Genomic DNA, 25,034 nt, shown 5'->3' on the forward strand with positions numbered 1-25,034 from the left:
GTCTCAACAAATCCGCGGCAGTTGCTCGCCCGACAACCAATCCACCATGCGCCGCCCGCCGAACGACGTGCGGATCTGCACGAAGGCATTGGGATCCGCCGTGACCGTGCCGATGCGCGCAGCGCGTTCGCCCAGCGGGTGCGCGCGCATCGCGGCGAGGAGAGGCTCCGCATCGTCGGCCGCGCAGATCGCGATCAGCTTGCCTTCGTTCGCGACATACAGTGGATCCAGGCCCAGCAGCTCGCACGCGGCGGCGACCTGGGGCTGGACGGGGATCGCGGCCTCGTCGAGCTCCATGCCGACGCCGGACTGGGTGGCGATCTCGTTCAAGGTCGTCGCGAGGCCGCCGCGCGTCGGGTCGCGCAGGACACGGATCGTCGGCACCGCATCCAGCATCGCGCCAATCAGGCCGTGCAGCGCGGCGGTGTCGGAGGCAATCTCGGAGTCGAAGGCGAGCGACTCGCGCTGCGCCATGATCGCCATGCCGTGATCGCCGAGGGTGCCGGAGACAAGGATCGCGTCGCCGGGACGCGCGTTCGCACCGCCGATCTCGCGCCCCACGGGCAGCGCGCCGACGCCGGTGGTGGTGATGAACACGCCGTCGCCCTTGCCCTGCTCGACGACCTTGGTGTCACCGGTGACGACCGGCACCCCGGACTCGCGCGACGCGTGCGCCATCGAAGCGACGATGCGCGCGAGGTCCGCCAGCGGGAAGCCTTCCTCGAGGATGAAGCTCGCGGCGAGGTACAGCGGGCGGGCGCCCATCACGGCGAGGTCGTTGATCGTGCCGTGCACGGACAGGCAGCCGATGTCGCCGCCGGGGAAAAACAGCGGGCTCACGACGTGGGCGTCGGTCGCGACGACGAGGCGCTCGCCTGCCGCGGGAGCCGGCAGCACGGCGCCGTCGTCGCCGCGGTCGAGGTGTTCGTTGGCGAAGGCGGCGGCGAAGAGTTCGGAGATCAGCTGCGCCATCGCGCGGCCGCCCGCGCCGTGGCCCATGTCGACGCGTCCGTGCTTGAGATCCAGCGGGCGCACGTAGCCCTTCCTGACGGTTCCGGCGAGGCTCATGAGGCGGTCCCGGCGACGACCGGGATGTCCCGGAAGCGCCCGTAGTTGTAGTGCGCCGCGCAGGCGCCTTCGGACGACACCATGCACGAGCCCATCGGGTTCTCGGGCGTGCACACGGTGCCGAACAGCTTGCAGTCGATGGGCGTCTTCACGCCGCGCAGGATCGCGCCGCATTCGCAGGCGCGGTTATCGGGGACGGAGACGAATTCGAGGCCGAACTTCGCCTCGGCGTCCCACGCGGCGAAGGGCGCGCGGATGCGCAGCGCGGAGTACGGCACTTCGCGCAGGCCGCGCCATTCGAAGCTGCGGCGCAATTCGAAGACTTCGGACACGAGGCCCTGCGCCTTGAGGTTGCCCTCCTCGCTCACCGCGCGGGTGAACTCGTTCTCGACCTCGGCGCGGCCTTCGTTCACCTGGCGGATCAGCATGCGGATCGCCTGCATCACGTCGAGCGGCTCGAAGCCGGCGATCACGACGGGCTTGCGGTATTCCTCGGCGAAGAAGGCGTAGGGGCGGCTGCCGATGATCGTCGACACGTGGGCCGGACCGATGAAGCCGTCGAGCGGCACGGTGCCGAGCTCGCGCACTTCGGGCGATTCGAGGATGGTCAGGATCGCCGAGGGCGTCAGCACGTGGTTGCACAGCACGCTGAAGTTGGCGAGCCCCAGCGCCTGCGCCTGGCGTAGCACCAGCGCGGTGGGCGGAGTCGTCGTCTCGAAGCCGATCGCGAAGAACACGACTTCGCGCTCGGGGAGCTTCTGCGCGAGCGCCAGCGCATCGGCCGCCGAATACACCATGCGGATGTCTGCGCCACGCGCCTTGGCCTTCAGCAACGACAGGCCGTCGGACGCGGGCACGCGCAGGCAGTCGCCGTAGGTGCAGATCGTGACATCGGGGCGGGAGAGCGCGAGGCGGATCGCCATGTCGATGCGGCCGATAGGCAGCACGCATACCGGGCAACCGGGGCCGTGGATCATGCGCACGTTGGCGGGTAGCAGGTCGGTGACGCCGTAGCGCGAGATCGCGTGCGTGTGGCCGCCGCAGAATTCCATGAAAGCGTAGTTGCGGCCGGGGTCGGCCTCGCGTGCGATGGCGTCGGCGAGTTTGCGCGCGAGCGTGCCGTCGCGGAATTCGTCGACGTATTTCACGCGCCGTCCTCGGTCGCGGCGGCGAGTGCGGGCCCGGCGAGGCCGGCTTCGGCGAAGAGCGCGAGCGTCTGTTCGGCCTCCTCCTCATCCAGCTTCGACAGCGCGTAGCCGACATGCACGATCACGTAATCCCCGACTTCGGCGCCGTCGACCAGCGCGAGCGAGATCTCCTTGCGCACGCCGCCGAGGTCGACGCGGCAGGCGTCACCGGGGAGCAGTTCGACGATGCGGGCAGGGATGGCGAGGCACATTGCTTGTTCCTTCGATTCGGTTATGCGTGGCTGTGGGAGCGGCTTCAGCCGCGAATGGGCGCCGATTCGCGGCTGAAGCCGCTCCCACAGCGTCCGGTTCGCGCAAAACCGTAGGGCGGAAGAAGCCGAAGGCGCATTCCGCCGGACCGCGTCCGACCCTGCGACGAAGGCCGATGGCGGGATACGCTGCCCTGCTCCCGCCCTACGATTCACGGCCTTCCCCGGCTATCAGGCGATGCACCGCCACCCACGCCTGCCCAAGCGCGAGGCCGGCGTCGCCGGGCGACAGGCGCTGCGCTTCGAGGACCGTGAGGCCGCGCGCGCGCAGGGCCGCCGCGAGGCGTTGCGACAGGATGCGGTTGTGCAGGCAGCCGCCGGAAAGTGCGACGACGTCGAGGCCGGTGCGCATTGCCGCCAGCGCGACCCACTCGTCGAGTGCGGCGGCGAGCGTGACGTGGAAGCGCGCCGCGCCGCGGCCCGTGTCCGGTTCGTCCGCCAGCGCGACAAGCAGCGGCAGCAGGTCGAGCCGCCCTGCCCCGTCTATCGTCCAGCCACCGGCCTCGGGTTCGACTTCGCCGGTATTGTCGAGGTGCTCGGCCGCCGCGCGCTCCAGCGCGATCGCGGCTTCCGCCTCGACGTGCATTACCGGGCACAGGCCCAGCAGCCCCGCGGCGGCGTCGAATACGCGGCCGAGGCTGGAGGTCGGTGGACACAGCGCGGCACGATCCAGCAGCTGCGCGAGCATCGCCGCCGCGGGCTGGGCGGCGAAGCGGCTCGCGATCTCGGCGGCGCGGCCGGCACGGTGCAGCACCGCCGCGGCCATGCGCCAGGGTTCGCGCGCCGCGCGGTCGGCACCGGCGAGTGGCAGGGGAGCGAGATGGCCGAGGCGCTCGAAGTGCGCGCCGTCGACGCGTAGCAGCTCGCCGCCCCAGGCCATCCCATCCGTGCCGAGGCCGACGCCGTCCAACGCGAGGCCCAGCGCCGGGCCACGGTGGCCGTGCTCCGCCAGCACCGCGGCGACGTGCGCGTGGTGGTGCTGCACGGCGATGGCCGGTACGCCGAGGCGCTCCGCCAACTCCACCGCGCGACGGCTGGAATGGAAATCGGGATGCAGGTCGTGCGCGACGACGGCGGGCGTGCGATGGGCGATCATCGCCTCGGCCCACGCGTCCATGTCGTGACAGGCCTCGGGGGTGTCGAGGTCGCCGACGGTCGCCCCCAACCGGGCCTCGCCCTCGGCGGCGAGGCACAGCGCGTTCTTGAACCAGGCGCCGAACGCGAGCACGGCCGGGCCGCGCGGCGCGAGCGGCAGCGTCACGGCGAAGGGAGGTACGTCGTGCGCGGCACTCATCGTCCGACTCAGGCCGACTGCACCGCGGCTGCGCGAGCGGCGCGCGCCTTCGCCATGCCCTGCTCGAGCCAAGCGAGCCACTCGGCGATACCCTCGCCGCTCGTCGAGGAGGTACGGATCACCTCGATCGCCGGATTCACGCGGCGCGCGTAGGCGATCGCGCGCTCGACGTCGAAGGCGAGATACGGCAGCAGGTCGACCTTGTTCAGCAGCATCAGGTCGGCGGCGGCGAACATGTCGGGGTACTTGAGCGGCTTGTCCTCGCCCTCGGTCACCGACAGGATCGCGACCTTGTGCGCCTCGCCGAGGTCGAAGGCCGCCGGGCACACGAGGTTGCCGACGTTCTCGATCAGCAGCAGGCTGTCGTCGGCGAGGTCCATCTGCCGCAACGCACGCGCGACCATGTCGGCGTCCAGATGGCAGCCCTTGCCGGTGTTGATCTGCAGCGCCGGCACGCCGGTCGCGCGGATGCGCTCGGCGTCGAACTCGGTCTGCTGGTCGCCTTCGATGACGGCCGCGGGGATGCGCCCGGCGAGTTCGGTGAGCGTGCGCACGAGCAGCGTCGTCTTGCCCGACCCGGGGCTGGAGACGAGGTTCAGCGCGAAGATGCCGCGCGCGGCGAGGGAACGCCGGTTCTCGTCGGCCCGGGCGTCGTTCTTGCCGAGGATGTCGCGCTCGATCCTGACCATCTGCGACTGCGTGAGCCCGGGCGCGTGCGCGTGGGCCGGGCCGGTGCCGAAGTGCAGGTGGTGATCGGCGGAATGGATGTGCGCGTCGCCGGCCGCGGCCTCAGCGGCGGGTTCGCGAGAATGTTCATGCGCGGGCGCGGGGGCCGCGGCCTTCCACCCGCGCGTCGCGCCGCCCTTCGGCCGCGCGGCCTTCGACCACCCCGCACCGCCGATACTCACTTCACCTGCCCCGCAACCACATACCGTGCACATGTCCTGCTCCGTCCTCTCATTTCCCGCACGAACCGTAGGGCGGGAGGAGCCGAAGGCGTATCCCGCCAATCCCTCCGCCGGAGGGCACTCCCGCGCCGCACGGCGGGATGCGCTGCGCTCCTCCCGCCCTACGCCTTCATCCCCGCTCGAAAGCCTCGGTCGAACGCATCATCCCTTCATTCGACTTCGATTTCCTTGACGCGCATCTCTGTCCCACCGGTCGGCCTGACCTGATAGCCGCCGCATTCGGGGCATGGATCGTAGCGCTGCGCGAGCGGCACGGCGCGGTCGCATGCGAGGCACCAGCCGACGCCGGGGACGGCCTCGATCTCGATCGCCGCGCCGTCCGCGAGCGAGTCGCGCAACACGACGTCGAGGCAGAAGCGCAGCGCCTCGACCTCCACCGACGACAGCTCGCCGATCTCCAGCACGACGGTCTTCACGCGCTGCGCGCCTTGCGCGCCCGCGGCGTCCTCGACGATGCCGCGCACGCTCTCGGCGAGCGACATCTCATGCATCGGCGACATCCTCGATCGCGATCTGGTACTCGACGCAGGGGTCCAGCGACAGCGCAAGCGCCTTCAGGCGCAGCAGCGCCGCCTCGTCCGAATCGGTCTCCCAGCCGCAGCCTTCGCGCACGAAGGGTCCGTCGGCGTGGAAGTTCCACTCGGTCGGCGCGACGATCGCGTACTCGGCGATGCGCTCGCCGTCGAGACGCACCGCGTGCATCAGCAGGCCGCGCGCAGTCTCGACGCAGGCGAGGCCGGCGTGCTCGCCGAGCGGCGCCGCATCGATCAGCTTGGGCATGTCGGACGCGAGCGGATGGCGCAGGCGGCTCGCACATTCCGAGAGATCGACCACCCGCGCGAACAGCCGTGCGGCGATGCGATGGCGGTGCATGAGCAGGCCGCGCACCATCAATTCCCCGGCGTGACGCGACAACACCCCGGTTTCGTGCGCCTTGCCGAAGAGGGTCGGCGTCGCGCAGAAATCCGCCGACGGCACCCCGCCCAGCTCGTTCGCCCACGCGCCCGCCGACAGCATGGGCAGGAGCGGTACGGCCTCCTCTTTCGGGGTCGAGGAGCCCATTTCGATCAGGTCGCCGAGCGCCGCGCCGATGGTGCCGCCGCGCCGCGCGCGCTCGACGAACTCGCGCAGGCTGCTCGGTCCGCGCGTGGCCATGAAGAAGCCCTGCAGCAATTCCACGGCGACCAGGTCGAGGATATCTCCGCCCAACTCGTAGGCTGCACGGGCATCCACGAGGCGCGCCAGGCGACGGTGCAGTTCCGCGAAGCGGTCGCGGCGCGGCGCGTGGCCGAACAGCGTGGGCCAGTCGAGCATGAGGCGCCACAGGTGCTCCTGCGTCATTTCGGTCGCGAGCTCGCGCTCCTCGGCCCAGGCCTCGGGGCGCGCCGTTTGCGTGGCGCCCGCCGCGACACAGGCCGCCGTGGCGGCGATCCGCTGCGCGTGCGAGCACAGGCTGAAGAGGGTCGGAACGAGCTTGAGCGCCTCCTCGACCGTCCGCCCGACGAGTACGCGCGCGGCCTGCGGCCGGGGGTTGTCGACCTCGACATGGACGATCCTCCGCCCTTGCCGCCGCGCCACCAGCCGCATCACTCCCCCCGGGTTCATCCGCCTTCTCCGTTCCGCCGTCCGGTCGCCACACGCTTGCCGCCGCACCCCATGCGCGCGCGGCCCGGACAACGCGCCGTTGGCGCGCATCCGCCGGGTGCGGACGATGATAGGCGCAGACGTGCGAGCGCGAAAGCCTGCCGACGGCAACCGTTGACGCATGTCTAGACGCGGCCGCGCAGGAAGGCGCGACGCGAGGGCGAAGGCGGCGTCCGCGGATTCGGATCGGCGTCTTCGGAGCGGGCCGCTCCAGTAGTGTCGGGGGCGCTTGCGGGCAGCGGCTTGAGCACGGTGGCGAGCGCTTCGCGCGCGATCGCGCAGGCTGCGTCGGTGTTCGCGATGCCCTCGGGCGGCGTGATCAGCGGGCAGTACAGGAAGGCCGGCACGAGGTCGGTCGCGTGCTCGGCCGCCTCGCCGATGAACACGAGATCGCCCACCGGCAGGCTCAGCGTATGGCGCGCGCCGGCCGCGGTATCGCGCCACAAGGTGCCGCCGCCGGGCAACAGCACGAGCTGGATGCTCCACGGCGTCACGAGCGCCGCCAGCCAGTCGCCGGCGACGCGCTCGCAAGCGGCGACCGCGACGTCGAGGGCTTCGTTGAGGAAGGGCAGCCCGGCCATACGCGTTTCATGGACGCGGCGGAAATGGCGTTGCAGCGTCGTGCTCGGGTCATCATGCCAGACCGCGGCGACCGCCGCTTCCGGCGGGCGGACCGCCGGCACTCGGACGAAGGGGATCACCTCGCTCATGGGGTTTCGGTTGCCGCAGTCTCCACCGGCTCTGCAGTGGAGGGGGTTGCTGCTGTGGGAGCGGCTTCAGCCGCGAATCGGCGCCCATTCGCGGCTGTAGCCGCTCCCACAGAACCGGGGTCGCATTCGGCGGCGGGCATCCGCAGGTCGCCGAACCACGCCTCCGGGTCGTAATCGCCGTCCAGCGTCGCCGCCAGCGCCGCCAGCGCCTCCTCGGTCAGCGCAAGGCTCTCTTCGTCCAGCACGTCCTTCGCGAAGCCGAGCGCGACGAGCACCCAGGTGCCGACCGGCTGCGGGCCGACGAGCAGCATGTTGGCCTGCTCGCGGCGCTCGCCGCGCACGACCCATGCGATCTCGCCATCGCCGATCCACGAGTCGACCATCATCGGCACCGATAGACACATGCTAAGCAGCCTCCGCGACCTTCGGCGGCGTATCGAGCCCATAGTCCGCCAACCCGTCACGAATCGCCTGCAGCGCGACCGGCATCGCCGCACGCACCGGCGCGCTCTGCTCCATCGAGGTCGAGATGTCGAAGGGCTGCACGCCGACGACGACCACATGGCGCGGCGCGCGCTCGGTGATTTCGAGCGTCGCGAGCACGTCCGACAGCCCGACCTGGTGCGGCGAGATGCGCGCGCGGAAGAAGGCCGGCACCTCGTCGTCCTTCAGCACGACGACCGAGGCCGGCGGCTTGCCGACGCGCACGCAGTCGGCGATGACCAGCAGGTCGAGGTTTTCCAGATCCTCGAGGAGCTCCATCGCCGCGGTGCCGCCATCGAGCACGGTCAGCGCGTCGGGGATCTCGTACTCGGCCTGCAGCTGCTCGACGAGACGAACGCCGACGCCCTCGTCGGTGAGCAGGATGTTGCCGACGCCCAGCAGCACGGCGCGGCGGATCGGGCTGTTGATCGTGCGCATCACGAAGCCTTCACCCGCACCACTTCCGCATTCTCCGTATCCAGGATATGCACCGCGCACGCCAGGCAGGGATCGAAGGAATGGATCGTGCGCAGCACTTCCAGCGGCTTCTCCGCGTCGGCGACCGGGTTGCCGATCAGGCAGGCCTCGTAAGGCGCCATCTCGTCCTTCTCGTTCTTCGGCGCGGCGTTCCACGTGGAAGGCACGACACACTGGTAGTTCTTGATCTTCTGGTTCTCGATCACGACCCAGTGCGACAGGATGCCGCGCGGCGCCTCGTGGAAGCCCACGCCGTGGATCTCGCCCTTGGGGAAGACCGGCGCGTTGAAGGTGTCGAGGTCGCCCTTGGCCATGTTGTCGATGAGCATCTGCCACTGGCCCTGCAGCGCATCGGTCTCGACGCCGCACATGATCGCGCGCGACGCGTGGCGGCCGATCGTCGAGTGCATCGCGTCCAGGCCGACCTTGGTCTTCGCCAGCGAGGACACCGTGTCGAGCATTCCCGTCGCGTACTTCGTGATCCCCTCGTGCTTGGCCGCGAGGCCGCACAGCACGCGCGCGAGCGGGCCGACCTGGGCCGGCTTGCCGAGGAAGGTCGGCGACTTGAGCCACGAGTACTTGCCGTCGTCCTGGAAGTCGGTGTACTTGGGCGTCGTCTCGCCCTTGTAGGGGTGCAGCGAGGCCGCATCGCCCGCGCCGTACTCGTACCACGAGTGCTTCACCGCTTCCGAGACGCCGTCCTCGAAGAACTTGTCGCCGAAGGCCGTGATGGGCTTGAACTGCGACAGGTCCCCGTTCGGGATGTAGCCGCCCGGAATCGCGAACTGCGTGCCCGCGGAATCCAGCGGAATGTCCGGCGCGGCGAGGTAATTGACGACGCCGCGGCCCACCTGCGTCCATTCGGGATAGAAGGCGCCGATCGCTGCGACGTCCACCATGTAGACGTTCTTCACGAAGTCGTCGAGCTTGGTCATCCACTCCTGGATCGCCATCAGGCGCTCGACGGTCAGCACCGACTGCGCGTTCGTCGACAGCGGGTTGGCGACGCCACCCACCGCGACGTTCTGGATGTGCGGCGTCTTCGAGCCGAGGATGGACACGATCTTGTTCGCGTAGCGCTGGATCTCCAGCGCCTGCAGGTAGTGCGCGACCGCCAGCAGGTTCACCTCCGGCGGCAGCTTCATCGCCGGGTGCCCCCAGTAGCCGTTGGTGAAGATGCCGAGCTGGCCGCTGGCGACGTAGCTCGCAAGCTTCTCCTTCACCTTGCGCATCTCGTGCTTGCTGTTGCCCGACCACGTCGACAGGCTCTCGCCGAGCGCAGCGGCCTTGTCCGGGTCGGCCTTCAGCGCCGAGACCACGTCCACCCAGTCGAGCGCCGACAGGTGGTAGAAATGCACGATCTGGTCATGCACCGCGTGCGCCAGGATGATCATGTTGCGGATCAGCTGCGCGTTCAGCGGGATGTCCAGCTTGAGCGCGTTCTCGACCGCGCGCACCGAGCAGATCGCATGCACGGTCGTGCACACGCCGCAGATGCGCTGCGTGATCGCCCACGCATCGCGCGGGTCGCGGCCGATCAGGATGTTCTCGACGCCGCGCCACATGGTGCCCGAGGACCAGGCCTTGGTGACCTTGCCGCCGTCGACCTCGACGTCGATCCGGAGGTGGCCTTCAATCCGGGTGACCGGGTCGATGGTGATGCGTTGGCTCATGGAAAAAGTCTCCTCGGAAATTCTCAGGCCGCCTGCCCGGCCGGCGCGTAATCCTCGCGCGGCAGCACCGGGAAGCGGCGGGTGATGACGATGTAGGCCAGCACTTCGATCGCGAACATGCCGAAGGTGACCATCATTTCGGGGATGGACGGGAAGTAGGACCAGCCGTCGCCGGTCTGGTAGCCGACCAGATAGGAATTCACGCGCAGCAGGATGCCGGCGATCATCAGCACGGCGCCGCCCACGAACAGGTTCGCCGGATTCGCGCGCTTCGCGGGCGAGCCGAGGATCCACAACGGCAGCACGAAGGCGATGCTCTCCAGCCAGAACATGAAGGCCTGCAGCGTAGGCTCAAAGGCGGTGACGATGGCGCCGCGCACGATGAGATCGCCGAAGCGCAGCGCCAGATACAGCCCCAGCATGCCCAGCATCACCTTCGCGAGCGGGGTCAGCAGGTGCATCTCGATCGAGCGCCGGTAGCCCGCAGCGGCGACGCAGGACTCGAACAGCACCACCGCGTAGCCGATCGTGATCGCCGAGATCAGGTAGATCGCCGGCAGCGCCATCGTCTGCCACAGCGGATGCAGCTGCGTGCCGAACACGATCAGCATCGAGCCGAGCGAGCTCTGGTGCATCATCGGCAGCACGGTGCCGAGGCCCACCAGGAAGAACATCGCGCGGCCCACCTTGCGCTGGGCGTTCGTCCAGCCGAACTTCTCGAAGAAGGTCGGCGAGAACTCCAGCCACATCACGATGATGTAGAGCGAGATGCAGGCCGCAACCTCGAACATCACCGAATTCGGCGACGCATAGCCCGGCCACAGGATGTGCCAGAAGTTCCAGTAGCGGCCGAGGTCGAAGATCACGCCGGCACCCGCCAGCGAATAGCCGAAGAGGCTCGCCAGCAGCGCCGGGCGCACCAGCGGGTGGTACTCGCCGCGGTTGAAGATGTACACCAGCATCGCGACCGAGAAGCCGCCGCAGGCGAAGGCCGAGCCGATCACCACGTCGCCGACCACCCAGATGCCCCACGGATAGCCGTCGTTGAGGTTGGTGACCGCCCCGAGGCCGCCCCAGAAGCGCAACGCGAGGATCGCGAAGGCCGCGAGGATCAGCACGCCGCAGACGAAGCTCACCGCGTTGAGCAGCCGCCCGCCGACCGGCGCCGGCGCGGCATGGACATGAGCGCTCATTGGCCGCCCTCCCGCTTGTCAGAGTATTGGCCTTCGCCCTCGCCATCCTTGGGCATGTTGCGCTTCGCGAGGAAGGTCATCACCCCCAGCGCGACCACCGGCAGCGCAAGCCCACCATACAGCGTGTGCTGCAGCGTCTCGGACTTCGACGAGAACGAGCGCTCGGGCAGCGGCTTGTGGCCCAGCTTGTCGAAGGGCACGGCGGCGAGCTTGAGCATCTGCGTGCCGCCAACCTCCTTCTCGCCATATGCGTGCTGCACGTAGGCCGGCACCACTCCTTCCCACGACGGCTGGTCGCCCGCCGACAGGTTGCCGCGCGGATACACCGTCGTCTCGCCCGCCTTCAGCCCAAGGCGGCGCTGCGCCTCGGCCTTCAGGTCCGAGACCTTGCCGTACAGCGTCGCCCCGGTCGGACACACCTCGGCGCAGGCCGCGTAGTGGCCGTCCTTCATGCGATGGCGGCACAGCTCGCACTTGCCGATCGCGCCGGTCGGCGAATCGTAGTCGTACTTCGGAATGCCGAAGGGGCAGGCTGCCACGCAGTAACGGCAGCCGATGCAGGCATCCTTGTCGTAGCCCACGATGCCGGTCACCGGATCCTTGGTCATCGCCGACACCGGACAGGCCGATACACAGCTCGGATCGACGCAGTGCAGACAGGAGCTCTTCATGAAGGCGTAGCCCCCCTGCTCCGCGTCCTTGATCGTTGCCTTGCCGTCGCGATAAACCTTGATCACGTTGAAGGTGCGCGCGGTCGTATCGAGCGGCACGTCCCACGGCGATTCAGGCGTCGTATTCACATCGACCGGCAGATCGTTCGCACGCTTGCACGCCGCCACGCAGGCCTTGCAGCCGATGCACAGCGTCGAGTCGAACAGCAGCCCCACCGCATCGGGCGAGATCTCGGCGTTGCCGCGCGCCTGCACGGCGGGGCTCGCCGCCGCGCCCGCGACGGCCGCGCCGCCTGCCAGCGCACATCTGAGGAAATCGCGTCGGGAGCTCATCATCACTCCCGCCCGGCGCTCTTGTTGTCCGGCTTGCCGTCCTTCTCCTTCCCGGCCTGCTCGTCCGCGTGCGACTTGCCGAGATTCTTCGCGAACATCGCCCCGGCGCCTGCGGCGGCGGCCGCAACGGCGGTCAGCACGGCCGCCGAACCCAGCGACGCCCCCGTACCCTGCGCCTCGCCGACCGACGGATAGGACGCCGGCGGCTCCACGTTCTTTACCTTCGCGAGCATGTGGATCGGCTTCTGGAAGCCCACCCCCTGCTCCGTACAGCCGATGCAGGGATGGCCACAGGCCACCGGCCAGGTCCCTGCCCCCGCATCGCCAAACATGATGGTCGGGCAATTCGCGTAGGTCTCCGGCCCCTTGCAGCCAAGCTTGTACAGACAGTAGCCCTTGCGGTGCCCCTCATCGCCGAACTCCATCGCGAAGCGGCCGGCGTCGAAGTGCGCGCGGCGCTCGCAGTTCTCGTGGATGAGGCGCGAGTATGCAAACTTCGGCCGCCCCAGGTGATCGAGCTCGGGCAGCGACCCGAAAGTCAGGAAGTGCACCACGGTCGCGAGGAAGTTGTAGGGGTTGGGCGGACAGCCGGGAATCGTCAGCACCGGCTTGCCGAGCACCTCAGCAACGCCAGAGGCGCCCGTGGGATTCGGCCCGGTCGAAGGCATGCCACCCCAGCTTGCACAGGAGCCGATCGCGATCACCGCCGCGGCATCGGCGGCGCACTCCTTGGTCATCTCGATCGCGGTCTGGCCGCCGACCTTGCAGTAGATGCCGTTTTCCTTGGTCGGGATCGCCCCCTCGATCACGAGGATGTACTTGCCCTTGTTGTCCGCCATCGCCTGCCGGCGCGCCGCCTCCACCTGGTGGCCGGCGGCGGCGAACAGGGTCTCGTGGTAGTCGAGCGAGATGATGTCGAGGATCAGCTTCTCGATCGTCGGATGCTCCGCCCGCAGCATCGACTCGGTACAGCCGGTGCATTCCTGGAAGTGCAGCCAGATCACCGACGGGCGGCGCTTCTGCTCGATCGCGGTCTGCATCTGCGCCGCGGCGGTCGCGGGCAGGCCCAGCGTCGTCGCCAGCGTCGCGCAGAACTGCATGAAACCGCGCCGGCTCATGCCCAGGCGCTCCTCGACCGGCCGCGCCGCCCAAGCCTCCGCCAGTTCCTTCAATTCGTGGTGCATGCACTCCCCCCTGTTCTTGTCCATGGACGGCATCACGCGTGCGCGTCGTACGCGGGGGAGATCACAAGAAGCGTGCCGGTTTTCGGGCTGGTAGTTTTCCGTTATGGATCAGTTGCTTGAAAGAATTGGGGAAGTTCACCCGGCAAGTTCGGCGCCAGCAACGGTCCAACACTGGAAAGCTTCTTTTCATCTGACTTTCCACGTGGCTTTCGTAGGACACGAGCTCGCGGGGAGCGGTGGCCGTGGAGGAACTCTGTGGGGGCGGCTTCAGCCGCGAATGGGCGCTTCAGACTGCGGGGACGCTGCTTCGCGGCTGAAGCCGCTCCCACGAATGCCTCCGCTTCGACATGCGCGGAGAAGGGGCCGGCCGCAAGTTCACACGTCCGGCGGATCCACAAGTGGGGCGCGGTAGCCGTGGAGGAACTCGGTGGGAGCGGCTTCAGCCGCGAATGGGCGCTTCAGACTGCGGGGACGCTGCTTCGCGGCTGAAGCCGCTCCCACGAATGCCTCCGCTTCGACATGCGCGGAGAAGGGGCCGGCCGCAAGTTCACACGTCCGGCGGATCCACAAGTGGGGCGCGGTAGCCGTGGAGGAACTCGGTGGGAGCGGCTTCAGCCGCGAATGGGCGCTTCAGACTGCGGGGACGCTGCTTCGCGGCTGAAGCCGCTCCCACGAATGCCTCCCCTTCCACATGCGCGGAGAGGGGGCCGGCCGCAAGTTCAGACGTCCAGCGGATCCACGTCGAGCTGCCAGCGCAGCTCGCGATGAATGCGTTGCCCGCGCAGCACCTCGATCCAATGGCCGATGAAACCCTGCAGCGGCGCGCGTTCGTCCGCCTCGACCAGCAGCTGCGCGCGTTCGCGCCGGGCCAGCCGCGTCAGGCGCATCGGCACCGCATCGAACACCCTCACGCCGGCCGGCGCGATCTCCTGCGCGAGGCGGCGCGCGTGGGCGAGGAACTGCATCGCGTCGTCGAGCATCGGCGCGTCGGCGCGCAGCATCGCCTGGAAGGTGAAGGGCGGGAAGCCGGCCGCACGACGCTCGTCCAGCGCGCTCGCGGCGAAGGCGTCGAAGTCGTGCTTGGCGAGGCAGCGATACAGCGGGTGGTCGGGGTATTCGGTCTGCACCAGCACTTCGCCCGGCAGGTGTGCGCGTCCCGCCCGCCCGCCGACCTGCATCAACTGCTGGAACAGGCGCTCCGGTGCGCGAAAATCGGCCGCGTGCAGCGACGCGTCCGCACCGATCACGCCGACCAGCGTAAGCTGCGGGAAGTCGTGGCCCTTGGCCATCATCTGCGTGCCGACGAGGATGTCCGCCTCGCCGCTGGCGATCTGCGCGAGCAGGCTTTCCCACTGGTTGCGCGTGCGCGCGGAATCCCGGTCGACGCGCAGCACGCGCGCCTCGGGGAAGAGTTCGGCCAGCCGCGCCTCGATGCGCTGCGTGCCGCGGCCGAAGGGCTGGATGTCCTGGTTGTTGCACACCGGGCAGTGGTGCGGCACCTCGGTGTCGCAGCCGCAGTGGTGGCAGCGCAGGCGGCGGTCGGCCAGATGCACGACGAGGTTGGCCGAGCAGTGCGGACACTGGCTGACCCAGCCGCAGGCGGGGCAGGACAGCACCGGCGCGTAGCCGCGGCGGTTGAGGAACACGAGGCTCTGCTCGCCGCGTGCGAGGCGCTCGCCGATCGCGGTCTTGAGCTGCGGGCTGAGACCCTCGTCGAGCTTCATGCGGCGCGTGTCGATGCGGCGCACCGCGGGCAGCGTGCTCGCGAGCGCGCGCGCGTCGAGGCGCAGGCTGCGGTAGCGCTCCAGCCGCGCATGCTGCCAGCTCTCCAGCGAGGGCGTCGCCGAACCGAGCACGACCGGCACGCCGCGCTGGCGCGCCCGCCACACCGCGACATCGCGCGCCGAGTAGCGCACCCCTTCCTGCTGCTTGTAGGAGGCGTCGTGCTCCTCGTCGACGAGGATCAGGCCGAGGCGTGGCAGCGGCGCAAACACCGACAGGCGCGTGCCGAGCACGATGTCGGCGCGTCCTTCCAGCGCCTGCACGAAGCCGCGCGAACGCGCCCCCTCGGCGAGCGCCGAATGCAGGCTCACGACGCACGCGGCGGGGAAGCGGTTGGCGACGCGCGATTCGAGCTGCGGCGTGAGCGCGATCTCGGGCACCAGCATCAGCACCTGCTGCCCCGCGGCGAGCGCGCGCTCGGCGAGGCGCAGATACACCTCGGTCTTGCCGCTGCCGGTCACGCCCTGCAGCAGCCAGGGCGCGAAGCCTGCCGGCGCTGCCGACACCGCCTCGACCGCGGCGCGCTGCTCCTCGGTGAGCTCGGGACGGTTCGCCGCGGGCATCGCCGGATCCGCACCGCGTACGGCAACGACCCAGCCGCGCTTCATCGCGTCGCCCAAAGCGGCGCCCGATGGCAGCTCGCGCGCCGCGCTGCGGCGGATCACGCCGGCCGCGCGCAGTTCGCCGAGCAGGGCCAGCGCCCGGCTCGCACGGCGGGCCTCGGCCAGCGCCGAGTGGCCTGCCTCGCTCAGGTCCAGCAGCGGGTCGCTCTCGCGGTCGCTCACCGCATCGGCGCGGCGCAGACCCGGCGGCAAGGCGAGCGCGATCACTTCGCCGAGCGGCGCGTGGTAGTAGCGCGCGACGAAGCCGACCAGCTCCAGCCAGTCCGCCGGCAGGGGCGCGACCTCGCGCTGGATGTGACGCACCGCCTTGAGGCGCGCGGGGTCCACGTCCGATTCGGCGACGCGCGCAACGATCAGGCCGCTCTTCTCCCCCCGCCCGAAGGGCACCCGCACGCAGCGGCCGACATCCTCATCGCATGCATCTTGCGATGAATAATCAAAGAGTTGTGGCAGCGGAACGGGAAGCGCGACGCGGACGATGGGCATTCGGGTTTCGTTTCTTACACAACTTTCAATTAATTATCAGACGTTTACGAGGAGTTCTTAAATTCGTTGTTCGGAAACGGGGAGTAAATCTTTGCCGCGAAACCCTTCCGAAGCTTGTCCACAAATCCTGTGGATAACTTTGTTGATAGCATGGGTGAAACGCCCTGAACCCGGCGCCAGTCCTGCCCTTGTGTCACATTGCCTTAACAGTAGGCAAATTTTTATTCTTTATTTTTCAATTACTTATAAATTCATGTGAATAAACCCGGATTCCATGCAGGATCCGGCTTCGGAAGTGCTCCGGTGTGCATAAGTCAAGCGGTCAACGCATATTATTCCGCTTGACAAGGGTCGACCGGACACTCCCGATTGCGCACTTCGCACCTTGACGGTGCCGACAAGCGGGGAATTTTCCCCAACCCCAAAAGGGAACCCCGGCGGGGCGCGTCCTGCGCAACCCGGCCGGGGTTCGGGTACCGCCGCGAGACGCTCAGGCGCCCGCGCGGATCTTGCGGCTGTGCTCGTGCACGGTGTCGACCAGCACGGACACCGACTCGGGCGGCGTGAACTGCGAGATGCCGTGGCCGAGGTTGAAGACGTGGCCGGGGTGGTTGCCGAAGGAATCGAGCACGCGCTTCGCTTCGCGCGCGACCGCTTCGGGCGGCGCGAACAGCACGTTGGGGTCGAGGTTGCCCTGCAGCGCGACCTTGTCGCCGACGAGCTTGCGCGCGCGGCCGATGTCCATGGTCCAGTCGAGGCCGACGGCGTCGCAGCCGATGTCCGCGATGCCCTCGATCCACAGGCCGCCGCCCTTGGTGAACACGATGTTCGGCACGCGCTCGCCGTCACGCTCCTTGATCAGCCCATCGACGACGCGCTTGAGATAGGGCAGCGAGAACTCGTGGTAGGCCGCCTCGGACAACGCACCGCCCCAGGAGTCGAACACCATCACGGCCTGCGCGCCGGATTCGATCTGCGCGTTGAGGTAGGCAACGACGGAGTCGGCCGTCACGGAGAGGATGTGGTGCATCAGGTCGGGGCGCGAATAGGCCATCGCCTTGACCTTGCGGTAGTCGTCGGACGAGCCGCCTTCGACCATGTAGCAGGCCAGCGTCCACGGGCTGCCGGAGAAGCCGATCAGCGGCACGCTGCCGTTCAACGCGCGGCGGATCTCGGCGACCGCGTCCATCACGTACTGCAGTTCGGCATGCGGATCGGGGATCGCGAGATTGCGGATCTCCCACTCGTCGCGCAGCGGGCGCTCGAAGCGCGGGCCCTCGCCTTCGGCGAAGTACAGGCCCAGGCCCATCGCGTCCGGCACGGTGAGGATGTCGGAAAAGAGGATCGCGGCGTCGAGGTTGTAGCGCGCGAGCGGCTGCAGCGTGACCTCGCAGGCCATCGTCGGGCTCTTGCACAGGTTCAGGAAGCTGCCGGCGCGCTTGCGGGTCTCGCAGTACTCGGGCAGGTAGCGCCCCGCCTGCCGCATCAGCCACAGCGGCGTGTATTCGGTCGGCTGGCGCAGCAGGGCGCGCAGGAAGGTGTCGTTCTGCAGGCGGGTCACGGTTACGTCCTCAAATCTGCCCGAGCGGGCGCAAACCTCGATTATCGCCGTTTTTCCGCCGTCATGCCGCTCCCGCGCGGGCTGCGGGGCATTTGCCCCGCTGCACGATCAGATCGCGAGGCTCAGCGCGCCGGCGGCGACCGCGAGCCCGCCCAGCGTCCAGCGCAGCGCACCGGTCGAGCGGATCGCGAAGAAGGCGCTCACGAGCGTGACGAGGGCCGAGGGCAGGTGCTCGATGCCGGACGAGAACATGTGCGCGAGGCCGGGCACGAAGCCGTGATCGCCGTGCGCGAGGGCCGTGCCGGTGGTGAGTGTGAGGGCCAGGGCGGCCAGGCTGCGGATCGGCTTCATGACGTTTTCCTCGAATTGAATGTCTGCGGCTGCAGAATCGGATCAAGGTAAAACAAGTTGCATGCCACCGCCGCGAAGCTGGCTTCGCCGGCGGCCGGGTGGAAAGCGTCATTCCAGCCGTCACTGGGCGACGGTCAGGCGCTTTCCACCGCCGCCGCGTTCAGCGGCAGACCAGCACGGGGATCGTGCAGTGCGCGAGGACCTTGTTGGTTTCGCTCCCCAGCAGCAGCGCGTTGATGCCGCGTCGGCCGTGCGAGGCCATGCAGATCAGGTCGCAGCCGAGGCTTTCGGCGGTCTGGATGATCACGCGGTGCGGGGTCTCGCTGCTTTCTACGACGGGGTTGGCCTTCACGCCGGCCTCCCGCGCCCGCGCAAGCGCCGCGTCGATGATGCGCTGGCCGTGCGACGCGGCCTCGCGGGCGAAGCGGCGCGTCTTCTCCGGATCGTAATGGCCGTCCTCGCCGAAATTCGTGACCGGGAACGGCGGTTCGGCGGTCGCGTTGAGGATCGTCAGCCGGGCACCCAGACCGCGGGCGAGCGCGATCGCGCGATCGAGCGCCTGGTCGGACAAGGGCGAGCCGTCGGTGGGGACGAGGATATGCTGGAACATGGGGCGTCCTTGGGATGAGAGGTTCGTTCCACCCGGGCCCGTCGCGGCCTTGCGGCTGCCCGCGACAGGCCCGGGCGAACGGAGGAGTCGTTCCGGACCGACCGTCGCGCTAGTCGCGCGCGGCGCCCTGCCCGGCCATTTCGACCGCGAGTTCGCCCGCGGCGTGGTCCTCGACGGACTGCCGCTTCGCGAGCCACGCGCCCAGCGCGACGACGAAGAGCGCGCCGGCGGTCGAGCTCACGTAGTGCAGCCAGCCCGGCAGGTGTTCGACATAGGGCTTCACGACGACGTCGCCGATCAGCATGCCGCCCGCGATCCAGCCCAGCAGCGCCGCCCCGAGGGTGATGACCATCGGGAAGCGGTCCATCAGCTTGAGCACGAACTTGCTGCCCCACACGATAATGGGGATGCTGACGACGATGCCGAACACGACGAGGCCGAGGTCACCCTTGGCCGCACCGGCGACCGCGATCACGTTGTCCAGGCTCATCACCGCGTCGGCGATGACGATGGTCTTGATCGCGCCGAGCAGATGGGTCGAGCCCTCGATGTTGCCTTGGCCCTCGTCGTCCTCCGGTTGCATCAGCTTCACGCCGATCCACAGCAGCAGCAGCGCGCCGACGACCTTCAGGAAGGGCAATGCCAGGAGTTGCAGCGCGAAGAAGATGAGCACGACGCGCAGGCCAATCGCGCCGACCACGCCCCACGCGATGCCCTTGTTGCGCTGATGCTCGGGCAGCTTGCGGCACGCGAGCGCGATGACGACCGCGTTGTCGCCGCCGAGCAGGATGTCGATCGCGATGATCTGCAGCACGGATACCCAGAAGGCGGCATCCATCATGGTTTCAAACACTGTTATCTCCTCAGATCGGGGAATGGTGGCCGATCGCGTCGGCCTGCATGCGACGCACGAGGCGCCAGGCCTGCGGCACGATCACGACCAGCGCGGTGATCGCGAGCACCGTCGCCGAGATCGGCTGTGTCACGAAGATCGACAGGTCGCCCTGGCTGATCGCCAGCGCACGGCGGAACTGCTGCTCGGACAGCGGGCCGAGGATCAGGCCGACCAGCACCGGCGCGACCGGGATGTCGTAGCGGCGCATCACGAATCCCAGCAGACCGATGCCGTACAGCAGCGCGAGGTCGAACCACGAGTTGCGGATGCCGTAGGCGCCCATCGTCGCGAAGATCAGGATGCCCGCGTAGAGCAGCGGGCGCGGGATCGACAGCAATTTTACCCAGACCCCCACCAGCGGCAGGTTCAGCGCCAGCAGGATGACGTTTCCGATATACATGCTTGCAATCAGGCCCCAAATCAGCTCCGGCTGCGTGTCGAACAGCAGCGGGCCGGGCTGCAGGCCGTACTGCTGGAACGCGGCGAGGATGATCGCGGCGGTCGCGGTGGTCGGCAGGCCCAGCGTCAGCAGCGGCATCAGCGTGCCGCTCGCGGAGGCGTTGTTGGCCGCTTCCGGGCCCGCCACGCCTTCGATCGCGCCCTTGCCGAACTCGGCGGAATGCTGGCTGAGCTTCTTCTCCGTCGCGTACGAGAGGAAGGTCGGGATCTCGGCGCCGCCCGCGGGGATGCAGCCGAACGGGAAGCCGAAGGCGGTGCCGCGCAGCCACGGCTTCCATGAGCGCTTCCAGTCGTCCTTGCTCATCCAGATCGAACCCTTCATCTGCTCGATGGTGTCGACGCCGCGGTTCAAGTAGGTCGCGACGTAGAGCGTCTCTCCGACCGCGAAGAGGCCCACCGCGACGACGACGATGTCGAGGCCGTCGAGCAGCTCCGGGACGCCCAGCGTGAAGCGTGCCTGCCCGGTCTGGCTGTCGAGGCCGATGAGGCCGATCGTCAGGCCGATGAAGAGGGCGGCGAGGCCGCGCGCGGGCGAGGAGCCGAGCACCGCGGACACCGTCACGAAGGCCAGCACCATCACCGAGAAGTATTCGGCGGGGCCGAACTTCAGCGCGACGTCGACCGCGAAGGGCGACACGAAGGTCAGCAGCACGGTGCCGATCGTGCCGGCCACGAAGGAGCCGATCGCCGAGGTCGCCAGCGCGGGGCCGGCGCGGCCGCGCTTGGCCATCATGTTGCCTTCCATCGCGGTGACGATGGTCGCCGATTCGCCCGGCGTGTTGAGCAGGATCGAGGTCGTCGAGCCGCCGAACATCGCGCCATAGTAGATGCCGGCGAACATGATCAGCGCGCCGGTGGGGTCGAAGCTTGCGGTCGCGGGCAGCAGCAGCGCCACCGTCAGCGCCGGGCCGACGCCCGGCAGCACGCCGACCGCCGTGCCCAGCGTGACGCCGACGAAGCCGAGCAGCAGGTTCTGCAGCGTCAGCGCGACGGCGAAGCCCGACAAGAGTGCGTTGAGGGTTTCCATCTCAGCCTCCGAACAGGCCCGCGGGCAGGCTCAGGCCCAGCGCCTGCGTGAAGAGGAAATACACGGCCGTCGACAGCACCGCCGCGATGGCGACGTCGCGCACCGGTTTCGTGCTGCCGAAGCCGCGCGCGACCAGCACGAAGAGCAGGGTCGAGGCGAGGATAAAGCCGGCCCAGCCGATCAGCACCATGTGCAGCACGACGCCGGCGCTGATGAGCACGAAGCCCGTGCGGTCGGGCGCGGCGTGCGTCCCGGCCTCGTCCGGCATCGCGCGCCAGCCGCCTGAGAGCGCCTGCCACGCGAGCCAGGTGCCGCACAGCGTGAGGCCGGTGCCGATGAGATAGGGGAAGAGGCGCGGGCCGACCTGCGAATAGCCCTGTGTCTCGGCGATCCCCTGCGTCTCGAACACGACGAAGCCGCCGAGCGCCAGCAGCGCGAGCGAGATCAGCAGTTCGCCGACGTCCGTGCGCGCGCGCGTGCTCATCTCTTCACCAACCCGAGATCATTGACGAGCTTCAGCACGGTCTTCTGCTCGGCCTCGACGTACTGGCGGAACTCGTCGCCGGTCATCAGCATGTCGACCCACTCGTTCTTCGCCAGCGTCGCCTTCCACGCGTCGCTCTTCGCCATCTGCGTCACCGTCTTCACGAGCTCGTCGCGCTGCGCGTCGCTGATGCCGGGCGCCGCCATGATGCCGCGCCAATTCACGAACTCGACCGCGATGCCCTGCTCCTTCAGCGTCGGGACGTCGATGTCCGGCACGCGGGCAGGCGCCGTGACCGCCAGCGCGCGCAGCTTGCCGGCCTTGATCTGGCCCGCGAACTCATTGAAGCCGCCCAGGCCAACCGTGACGTGGCCGCCCAGCACCTGCGCGAGGACCTCGCCGCCGCTGCCGAAGGCGACGTAGTTGAACTTGCCCGCCTCGCCGCCGATGGCCTGCACGATCATGCCGGCGGTGAGCTGGTCGACGCCGCCGGCGAAGCCGCCCGCCCACGACACCGCGGCGGGGTTGGCCTTGTAGGCGGCGACGAGGTCGGCCATGTTCTTCAGCGGCGAGCTCGCCGGCACCACGAGGACTTCATACTCGCCGGTCAGGCGCGCGATCGGCGTGACGTTCGCGAGCGTGACCGGCGACTTGTTGATGAACACCGCCGACACCATGCCCTTGCCACTCGCCATCAGCGCGCCGCCGTCGCCCTTGCTGCTGTTGATGAGCTGCGCCAGGCCGATCGTGCCGCCCGCACCGGCGACATTGTTCACCTGCACGCGGTCGGCGAGCTTGTTGGCCTGCAGCGCGGCCTGCACCGCGCGGCCGAGCTGGTCGTAGCCGCCACCGGGCGCGGCCGGGACGAGGATCTTGTAGTCGGCGGCGCAGGCCAGGGTCGTGGCGCCCGCGAGGGCGAGACCGGCGAGGACGGTCCGCAGCGCGCGGCCGAGGCCGGCGCCGATATCGTTATGTCGCATGTGGAATGTCTCCGGAAGAGGTGCTGCGGGGCGGGACGGTGCAGCCACGCAGGATCGGCCGACCCGCTACCGTGCGGGCCGGGCCCTGCGACGGGCTCGGCGCGCACGGACGTGGCTGAACGCGGCGTTATTGGACGGTCGGGTTCCGACTTACGGCTTGACCATGCCGAGATCGGTCACGAGCTTGGTGATGCGCGCGACGTCGGCTTCGAGGAACTTCTTGAACTCCGGCCCGGTGAGGTACATGTCCTGCCAGTCGTTGCGCTTGAGCGCCTCCTTCCACGAGTTCGACGTGACCGCCTTGTCGAGCGCGGCGACCAACTCCTTCTGCTGCGGCTCGGTGATGCCGGGCGCGGCGAAGATCGCGCGCCAGTTCACCATCTCGACATTGACGCCCTGCTCCTTCAGCGTCGGCACGCTCTCGCCGGGGATGCGCTCGGCGCCCGAGACCGCCAGCGCGCGCAACTTGCCGGACTTGATCTGCGACTGGAATTCGCCGAAGCCGCTGATGCCGGCCGCGACATGACCGCCCATGATCGCGGCCTGCGCCTCGCCGCCGCCCGAATAGGCGATGTAGTTCACCTTCGCCGGATCGACGCCGACCGCCTGCGCGATCAGGCCCGCAAGGATGTGGTCGGAGCCGCCCGCCGAGCCGCCGCCCCACGACACCGAGCCGGGGTTGGCCTTGAACTGGTCGACCAAGTCCTTCAGGGTCTGGATCTTCGAACTCGCCGGCACCACGACGACCAGCGTCTCGCCGGACAGGCGCGCCAGCGGCGTGACCTGGGTCAGGTTCACTGGCGACTTGTTGGTCGCGATCGCGCCAACCATCACCATGCCGCCGACCAGCGTCGCGCCGCCGTCGCCCTTCGTGCCATTGACGAACTGCGCCAGCCCGATCGTGCCACCCGCGCCGCCCTTGTTGTCGACGGTGACCTTCTTCGCGATGCCTTCGGCATTGATCGCCGCCTGCAGCGCACGCGCGGTCTGGTCCCAGCCGCCGCCCGGATTGGCCGGCACGAGGATCTTGACGCTGTCGAGCGCGAGCGCCGGGGCGCTGGCGACGAAGCAGAGGCCGAGTGCGCCGGCGACGAGGGTGGTCCTGACGATGTTCCTGAACATGCTTGTCTCCTCTTGGTATCAGGCCGGTCGCTCCGGCCCTGCATGGAGACGGACGATACGGAGGAGTGCTTTCGATTGGCTTTCAGCGGTCGACAGCTTCACGGCGCGGGAACTCCACCTCCACGAGCAGCCCGCGCCCGCCCGGCGCATCCGCGAGGCGCACCTCGCCATCGTGCGCGAGCGCGATCTCGCGCACGATGGCGAGCCCCAGGCCGCTGCCGTCCGGCCCGCCCTGGCCGAGGATGCGGTAGAAGCGATGGAACACCTTCTCGCGCTCCTCCGGCGGGATGCCCGGCCCCTCGTCGCTCACCGCGAGCACGACGCGCCGGTCCGACACGCCCGTCGCGACGACCACCTGGGTGTCCGGCGGGCTGTAGCGGATCGCATTGTCGACGAGGTTCGCGACCAGCTCCCGCAGCATCGCACCGTTGCCCGTCATCGTCGCCGGCCCCGGCGCCTCGAAGGCGAGTTCGATGCGCTTCTTCAAGGCGACCGGCACCAGCTCAAGCGCGACCTCGCGTGCGATGTCGGTGAGGTCCACCGGCGCCTGCTCCTGGATCAGCCCGTTCGCGGGCTCTGCGCGCGACAGCGACAACATCTGGTCGGCCATGCGGCGCGTACTGCGTATCGTCGCCAGCAGGCTCTCGAAGATGCGCCGCATCTCGCCCGGATCGCCTTGGCGCGCGCCGAACTCGGCCTGCGTGCTGAGCACCGCGAGCGGCGTGCGGATCTGGTGCGCGGCATCGGTCAGGAAGCGCCGCCGCGCGACGAGCATCGCCGACAGGCGCTCCATGTGGTGGTTGATCGCGCCGATCAGCGGCTGCACCTCGCTCGGCACGTTGCCGGTGGGCACCGGCGTGAGATCGTCCTCGGCGCGCTTCTGCACCGCGTCGCGCAACTCGACGAGCGGGCGGAAGGCCGAGCCCAGCGCCAGCGCCAGCATCAGCGCGCCGAGACCGACGAGCAGCAGCTGGCGGCGCAGGCTGTCGAGGAAGAGCTCACGGGCAAGCGCAACCCGCGACTCGGTGGTCTCCGCGAACACGATCGTCACCGCATCGCCCCCCGCGAGCGCGGGGTCGTACAGGCGCTTCTTCATCGCGCCGATGCGCACGTCCTCGCCGCGGTACTGCGTCTCCGCCAGCAGCAGCGTGCCGTCCTCGGCCGGCGGGCGCGGCGCGCGCAGATCCTCGTAGCCGGTCACGAGGCTCCCGTCGGGGGCGAACACCGCGTAGAAGATGCGCTCCTGCACGCCGGCCTCGAACACCTCGAAGGCCGATGAGGGCACATCGACGGTGATCTCGCCCTCGAGCGAATGCACCTGCTCGGCGATCGCGCGCACCGACGCCGTGAGCGAACGGTCGTAGGCGCGATTGACGGCCTGGCGCGCGCCCAGCCACGACAGCACCGCGTTGATCGCGAGCAGGATCAGCAACGGCGGCAACAGCCAGCGCGCGACGCGCCCGCGCAGGCTCAGCGATGCGCGCATGCCCATCCGCGCGC

General features: G+C 69.0%; 24 protein-coding genes. All 24 read right to left on the bottom strand.

From position 1 onward, the window contains the following. Positions 1–3 precede the first annotated feature (3 nt). Complete coding sequence (gene hypE, locus U5817_RS25080) at positions 4–1,068, bottom strand: hydrogenase expression/formation protein HypE (RefSeq protein ID WP_407279246.1); 1,065 nt, start codon at positions 1,066–1,068, stop codon at positions 4–6. Continuing rightward, positions 1,065–2,216 (bottom strand): hydrogenase formation protein HypD, encoded by a 1,152-nt coding sequence (hypD, locus tag U5817_RS25085; RefSeq protein WP_407279247.1) that lies wholly within the window; start codon positions 2,214–2,216, stop codon positions 1,065–1,067. Before hypD ends, hypE begins: the two co-directional genes overlap by 4 nt. Next, positions 2,213–2,467, bottom strand: a complete 255-nt coding sequence (locus U5817_RS25090) for a HypC/HybG/HupF family hydrogenase formation chaperone (protein ID WP_169132266.1) — start codon at positions 2,465–2,467, stop codon at positions 2,213–2,215. The genes hypD and U5817_RS25090 overlap by 4 nt, the downstream gene beginning before the upstream one ends. 202 nt (positions 2,468–2,669) lie before the next feature. Beyond that, on the bottom strand, positions 2,670–3,818 hold the full coding sequence (locus tag U5817_RS25095) for a carbamoyltransferase HypF (protein ID WP_407279248.1): 1,149 nt from the start codon (positions 3,816–3,818) through the stop codon (positions 2,670–2,672). An 8-nt stretch (positions 3,819–3,826) separates the two neighbouring features. Further along, positions 3,827–4,759, bottom strand: a complete 933-nt coding sequence (gene hypB, locus U5817_RS25100; RefSeq protein WP_407279249.1) for a hydrogenase nickel incorporation protein HypB — start codon at positions 4,757–4,759, stop codon at positions 3,827–3,829. A 176-nt stretch (positions 4,760–4,935) separates the two neighbouring features. Next, positions 4,936–5,277, bottom strand: a complete 342-nt coding sequence (gene hypA, locus U5817_RS25105; protein WP_407279250.1) for a hydrogenase maturation nickel metallochaperone HypA — start codon at positions 5,275–5,277, stop codon at positions 4,936–4,938. Beyond that, complete coding sequence (locus tag U5817_RS25110; RefSeq protein ID WP_407279251.1) at positions 5,270–6,391, bottom strand: nickel-dependent hydrogenase large subunit; 1,122 nt, start codon at positions 6,389–6,391, stop codon at positions 5,270–5,272. Before U5817_RS25110 ends, hypA begins: the two co-directional genes overlap by 8 nt. A 164-nt stretch (positions 6,392–6,555) precedes the next feature. After that, positions 6,556–7,140: a [NiFe]-hydrogenase assembly chaperone HybE gene (gene hybE / locus U5817_RS25115; protein WP_407279252.1), complete on the bottom strand. Its 585-nt coding sequence runs from the start codon at positions 7,138–7,140 to the stop codon at positions 6,556–6,558. After that, complete coding sequence (locus U5817_RS25120; protein ID WP_407279253.1) at positions 7,137–7,544, bottom strand: HypC/HybG/HupF family hydrogenase formation chaperone; 408 nt, start codon at positions 7,542–7,544, stop codon at positions 7,137–7,139. The genes hybE and U5817_RS25120 overlap by 4 nt, the downstream gene beginning before the upstream one ends. Position 7,545: 1 nt before the next feature. Next, positions 7,546–8,061 (bottom strand): HyaD/HybD family hydrogenase maturation endopeptidase, encoded by a 516-nt coding sequence (locus U5817_RS25125; RefSeq protein ID WP_407279254.1) that lies wholly within the window; start codon positions 8,059–8,061, stop codon positions 7,546–7,548. Further along, positions 8,061–9,773: a nickel-dependent hydrogenase large subunit gene (locus tag U5817_RS25130; protein ID WP_407279255.1), complete on the bottom strand. Its 1,713-nt coding sequence runs from the start codon at positions 9,771–9,773 to the stop codon at positions 8,061–8,063. Before U5817_RS25130 ends, U5817_RS25125 begins: the two co-directional genes overlap by 1 nt. A gap of 23 nt (positions 9,774–9,796) precedes the next feature. Further along, complete coding sequence (hybB, locus tag U5817_RS25135) at positions 9,797–10,966, bottom strand: Ni/Fe-hydrogenase cytochrome b subunit (RefSeq protein WP_407279256.1); 1,170 nt, start codon at positions 10,964–10,966, stop codon at positions 9,797–9,799. Next, the gene (gene hybA, locus U5817_RS25140) at positions 10,963–11,970 is read right to left on the bottom strand and encodes a hydrogenase 2 operon protein HybA (protein ID WP_407279257.1); all 1,008 of its coding nucleotides are present in this window, start codon (positions 11,968–11,970) and stop codon (positions 10,963–10,965) included. The genes hybB and hybA overlap by 4 nt, the downstream gene beginning before the upstream one ends. Positions 11,971–11,972: 2 nt before the next feature. Next, positions 11,973–13,154 (bottom strand): hydrogenase small subunit, encoded by a 1,182-nt coding sequence (locus U5817_RS25145; RefSeq protein WP_407279258.1) that lies wholly within the window; start codon positions 13,152–13,154, stop codon positions 11,973–11,975. A 719-nt stretch (positions 13,155–13,873) separates the two neighbouring features. Next, positions 13,874–16,045 carry a primosomal protein N' gene (locus tag U5817_RS25150; RefSeq protein ID WP_407279259.1) on the bottom strand — a complete coding sequence of 724 codons (2,172 nt, stop codon included), beginning with the start codon at positions 16,043–16,045 and terminating at the stop codon, positions 13,874–13,876. A 490-nt stretch (positions 16,046–16,535) separates the two neighbouring features. Then, positions 16,536–17,606 carry a uroporphyrinogen decarboxylase gene (hemE, locus tag U5817_RS25155; RefSeq protein ID WP_407279260.1) on the bottom strand — a complete coding sequence of 357 codons (1,071 nt, stop codon included), beginning with the start codon at positions 17,604–17,606 and terminating at the stop codon, positions 16,536–16,538. Between the two features lie 108 nt (positions 17,607–17,714). Beyond that, on the bottom strand, positions 17,715–17,957 hold the full coding sequence (locus tag U5817_RS25160) for a hypothetical protein (protein ID WP_169132253.1): 243 nt from the start codon (positions 17,955–17,957) through the stop codon (positions 17,715–17,717). A 160-nt stretch (positions 17,958–18,117) separates the two neighbouring features. Next, positions 18,118–18,567: a universal stress protein gene (locus U5817_RS25165; RefSeq protein WP_169132252.1), complete on the bottom strand. Its 450-nt coding sequence runs from the start codon at positions 18,565–18,567 to the stop codon at positions 18,118–18,120. 109 nt (positions 18,568–18,676) lie between these two features. Beyond that, complete coding sequence (locus U5817_RS25170) at positions 18,677–19,420, bottom strand: TerC family protein (RefSeq protein WP_407279261.1); 744 nt, start codon at positions 19,418–19,420, stop codon at positions 18,677–18,679. A gap of 10 nt (positions 19,421–19,430) precedes the next feature. After that, positions 19,431–20,948: a tripartite tricarboxylate transporter permease gene (locus tag U5817_RS25175; RefSeq protein WP_169132250.1), complete on the bottom strand. Its 1,518-nt coding sequence runs from the start codon at positions 20,946–20,948 to the stop codon at positions 19,431–19,433. Position 20,949: 1 nt separating this feature from the next. Then, on the bottom strand, positions 20,950–21,432 hold the full coding sequence (locus U5817_RS25180) for a tripartite tricarboxylate transporter TctB family protein (RefSeq protein WP_169132249.1): 483 nt from the start codon (positions 21,430–21,432) through the stop codon (positions 20,950–20,952). Then, complete coding sequence (locus U5817_RS25185) at positions 21,429–22,412, bottom strand: tripartite tricarboxylate transporter substrate binding protein (RefSeq protein ID WP_169132248.1); 984 nt, start codon at positions 22,410–22,412, stop codon at positions 21,429–21,431. Before U5817_RS25185 ends, U5817_RS25180 begins: the two co-directional genes overlap by 4 nt. Positions 22,413–22,562: 150 nt before the next feature. Then, positions 22,563–23,534 carry a Bug family tripartite tricarboxylate transporter substrate binding protein gene (locus U5817_RS25190; protein ID WP_407279262.1) on the bottom strand — a complete coding sequence of 324 codons (972 nt, stop codon included), beginning with the start codon at positions 23,532–23,534 and terminating at the stop codon, positions 22,563–22,565. Positions 23,535–23,616: 82 nt separating this feature from the next. After that, the gene (locus tag U5817_RS25195; protein WP_407279263.1) at positions 23,617–25,020 is read right to left on the bottom strand and encodes a sensor histidine kinase; all 1,404 of its coding nucleotides are present in this window, start codon (positions 25,018–25,020) and stop codon (positions 23,617–23,619) included. Between the last annotated feature and the right edge of the window lie 14 nt (positions 25,021–25,034).

Origin of the sequence: Aromatoleum evansii (genome assembly GCF_045689615.1) — a bacterium.
In the GTDB taxonomy this organism is placed as follows: domain Bacteria; phylum Pseudomonadota; class Gammaproteobacteria; order Burkholderiales; family Rhodocyclaceae; genus Aromatoleum; species Aromatoleum evansii.

Excerpts from the sequence above, each read along its gene's own strand:
- hypE (WP_407279246.1), bottom strand. The coding sequence starts at position 1,068 with ATGAGCCTCGCCGGAACCGTCAGGAAGGGCTACGTGCGCCCGCTGGAT.
- U5817_RS25090 (WP_169132266.1), bottom strand. The coding sequence starts at position 2,467 with ATGTGCCTCGCCATCCCTGCCCGCATCGTCGAACTGCTCCCCGGTGAC.
- U5817_RS25095 (WP_407279248.1), bottom strand. The coding sequence starts at position 3,818 with ATGAGTGCCGCGCACGACGTACCTCCCTTCGCCGTGACGCTGCCGCTC.
- hypB (WP_407279249.1), bottom strand. The coding sequence starts at position 4,759 with ATGTGCACGGTATGTGGTTGCGGGGCAGGTGAAGTGAGTATCGGCGGT.
- hypA (WP_407279250.1), bottom strand. The coding sequence starts at position 5,277 with ATGCATGAGATGTCGCTCGCCGAGAGCGTGCGCGGCATCGTCGAGGAC.
- U5817_RS25110 (WP_407279251.1), bottom strand. The coding sequence starts at position 6,391 with ATGAACCCGGGGGGAGTGATGCGGCTGGTGGCGCGGCGGCAAGGGCGG.
- hybE (WP_407279252.1), bottom strand. The coding sequence starts at position 7,140 with ATGAGCGAGGTGATCCCCTTCGTCCGAGTGCCGGCGGTCCGCCCGCCG.
- U5817_RS25120 (WP_407279253.1), bottom strand. The coding sequence starts at position 7,544 with ATGTGTCTATCGGTGCCGATGATGGTCGACTCGTGGATCGGCGATGGC.
- U5817_RS25125 (WP_407279254.1), bottom strand. The coding sequence starts at position 8,061 with ATGCGCACGATCAACAGCCCGATCCGCCGCGCCGTGCTGCTGGGCGTC.
- U5817_RS25130 (WP_407279255.1), bottom strand. The coding sequence starts at position 9,773 with ATGAGCCAACGCATCACCATCGACCCGGTCACCCGGATTGAAGGCCAC.
- hybB (WP_407279256.1), bottom strand. The coding sequence starts at position 10,966 with ATGAGCGCTCATGTCCATGCCGCGCCGGCGCCGGTCGGCGGGCGGCTG.
- hybA (WP_407279257.1), bottom strand. The coding sequence starts at position 11,970 with ATGAGCTCCCGACGCGATTTCCTCAGATGTGCGCTGGCAGGCGGCGCG.
- U5817_RS25145 (WP_407279258.1), bottom strand. The coding sequence starts at position 13,154 with ATGCACCACGAATTGAAGGAACTGGCGGAGGCTTGGGCGGCGCGGCCG.
- U5817_RS25150 (WP_407279259.1), bottom strand. The coding sequence starts at position 16,045 with ATGCCCATCGTCCGCGTCGCGCTTCCCGTTCCGCTGCCACAACTCTTT.
- U5817_RS25160 (WP_169132253.1), bottom strand. The coding sequence starts at position 17,957 with ATGAAGCCGATCCGCAGCCTGGCCGCCCTGGCCCTCACACTCACCACC.
- U5817_RS25165 (WP_169132252.1), bottom strand. The coding sequence starts at position 18,567 with ATGTTCCAGCATATCCTCGTCCCCACCGACGGCTCGCCCTTGTCCGAC.
- U5817_RS25175 (WP_169132250.1), bottom strand. The coding sequence starts at position 20,948 with ATGGAAACCCTCAACGCACTCTTGTCGGGCTTCGCCGTCGCGCTGACG.
- U5817_RS25180 (WP_169132249.1), bottom strand. The coding sequence starts at position 21,432 with ATGAGCACGCGCGCGCGCACGGACGTCGGCGAACTGCTGATCTCGCTC.
- U5817_RS25185 (WP_169132248.1), bottom strand. The coding sequence starts at position 22,412 with ATGCGACATAACGATATCGGCGCCGGCCTCGGCCGCGCGCTGCGGACC.
- U5817_RS25190 (WP_407279262.1), bottom strand. The coding sequence starts at position 23,534 with ATGTTCAGGAACATCGTCAGGACCACCCTCGTCGCCGGCGCACTCGGC.
- U5817_RS25195 (WP_407279263.1), bottom strand. The coding sequence starts at position 25,020 with ATGCGCGCATCGCTGAGCCTGCGCGGGCGCGTCGCGCGCTGGCTGTTG.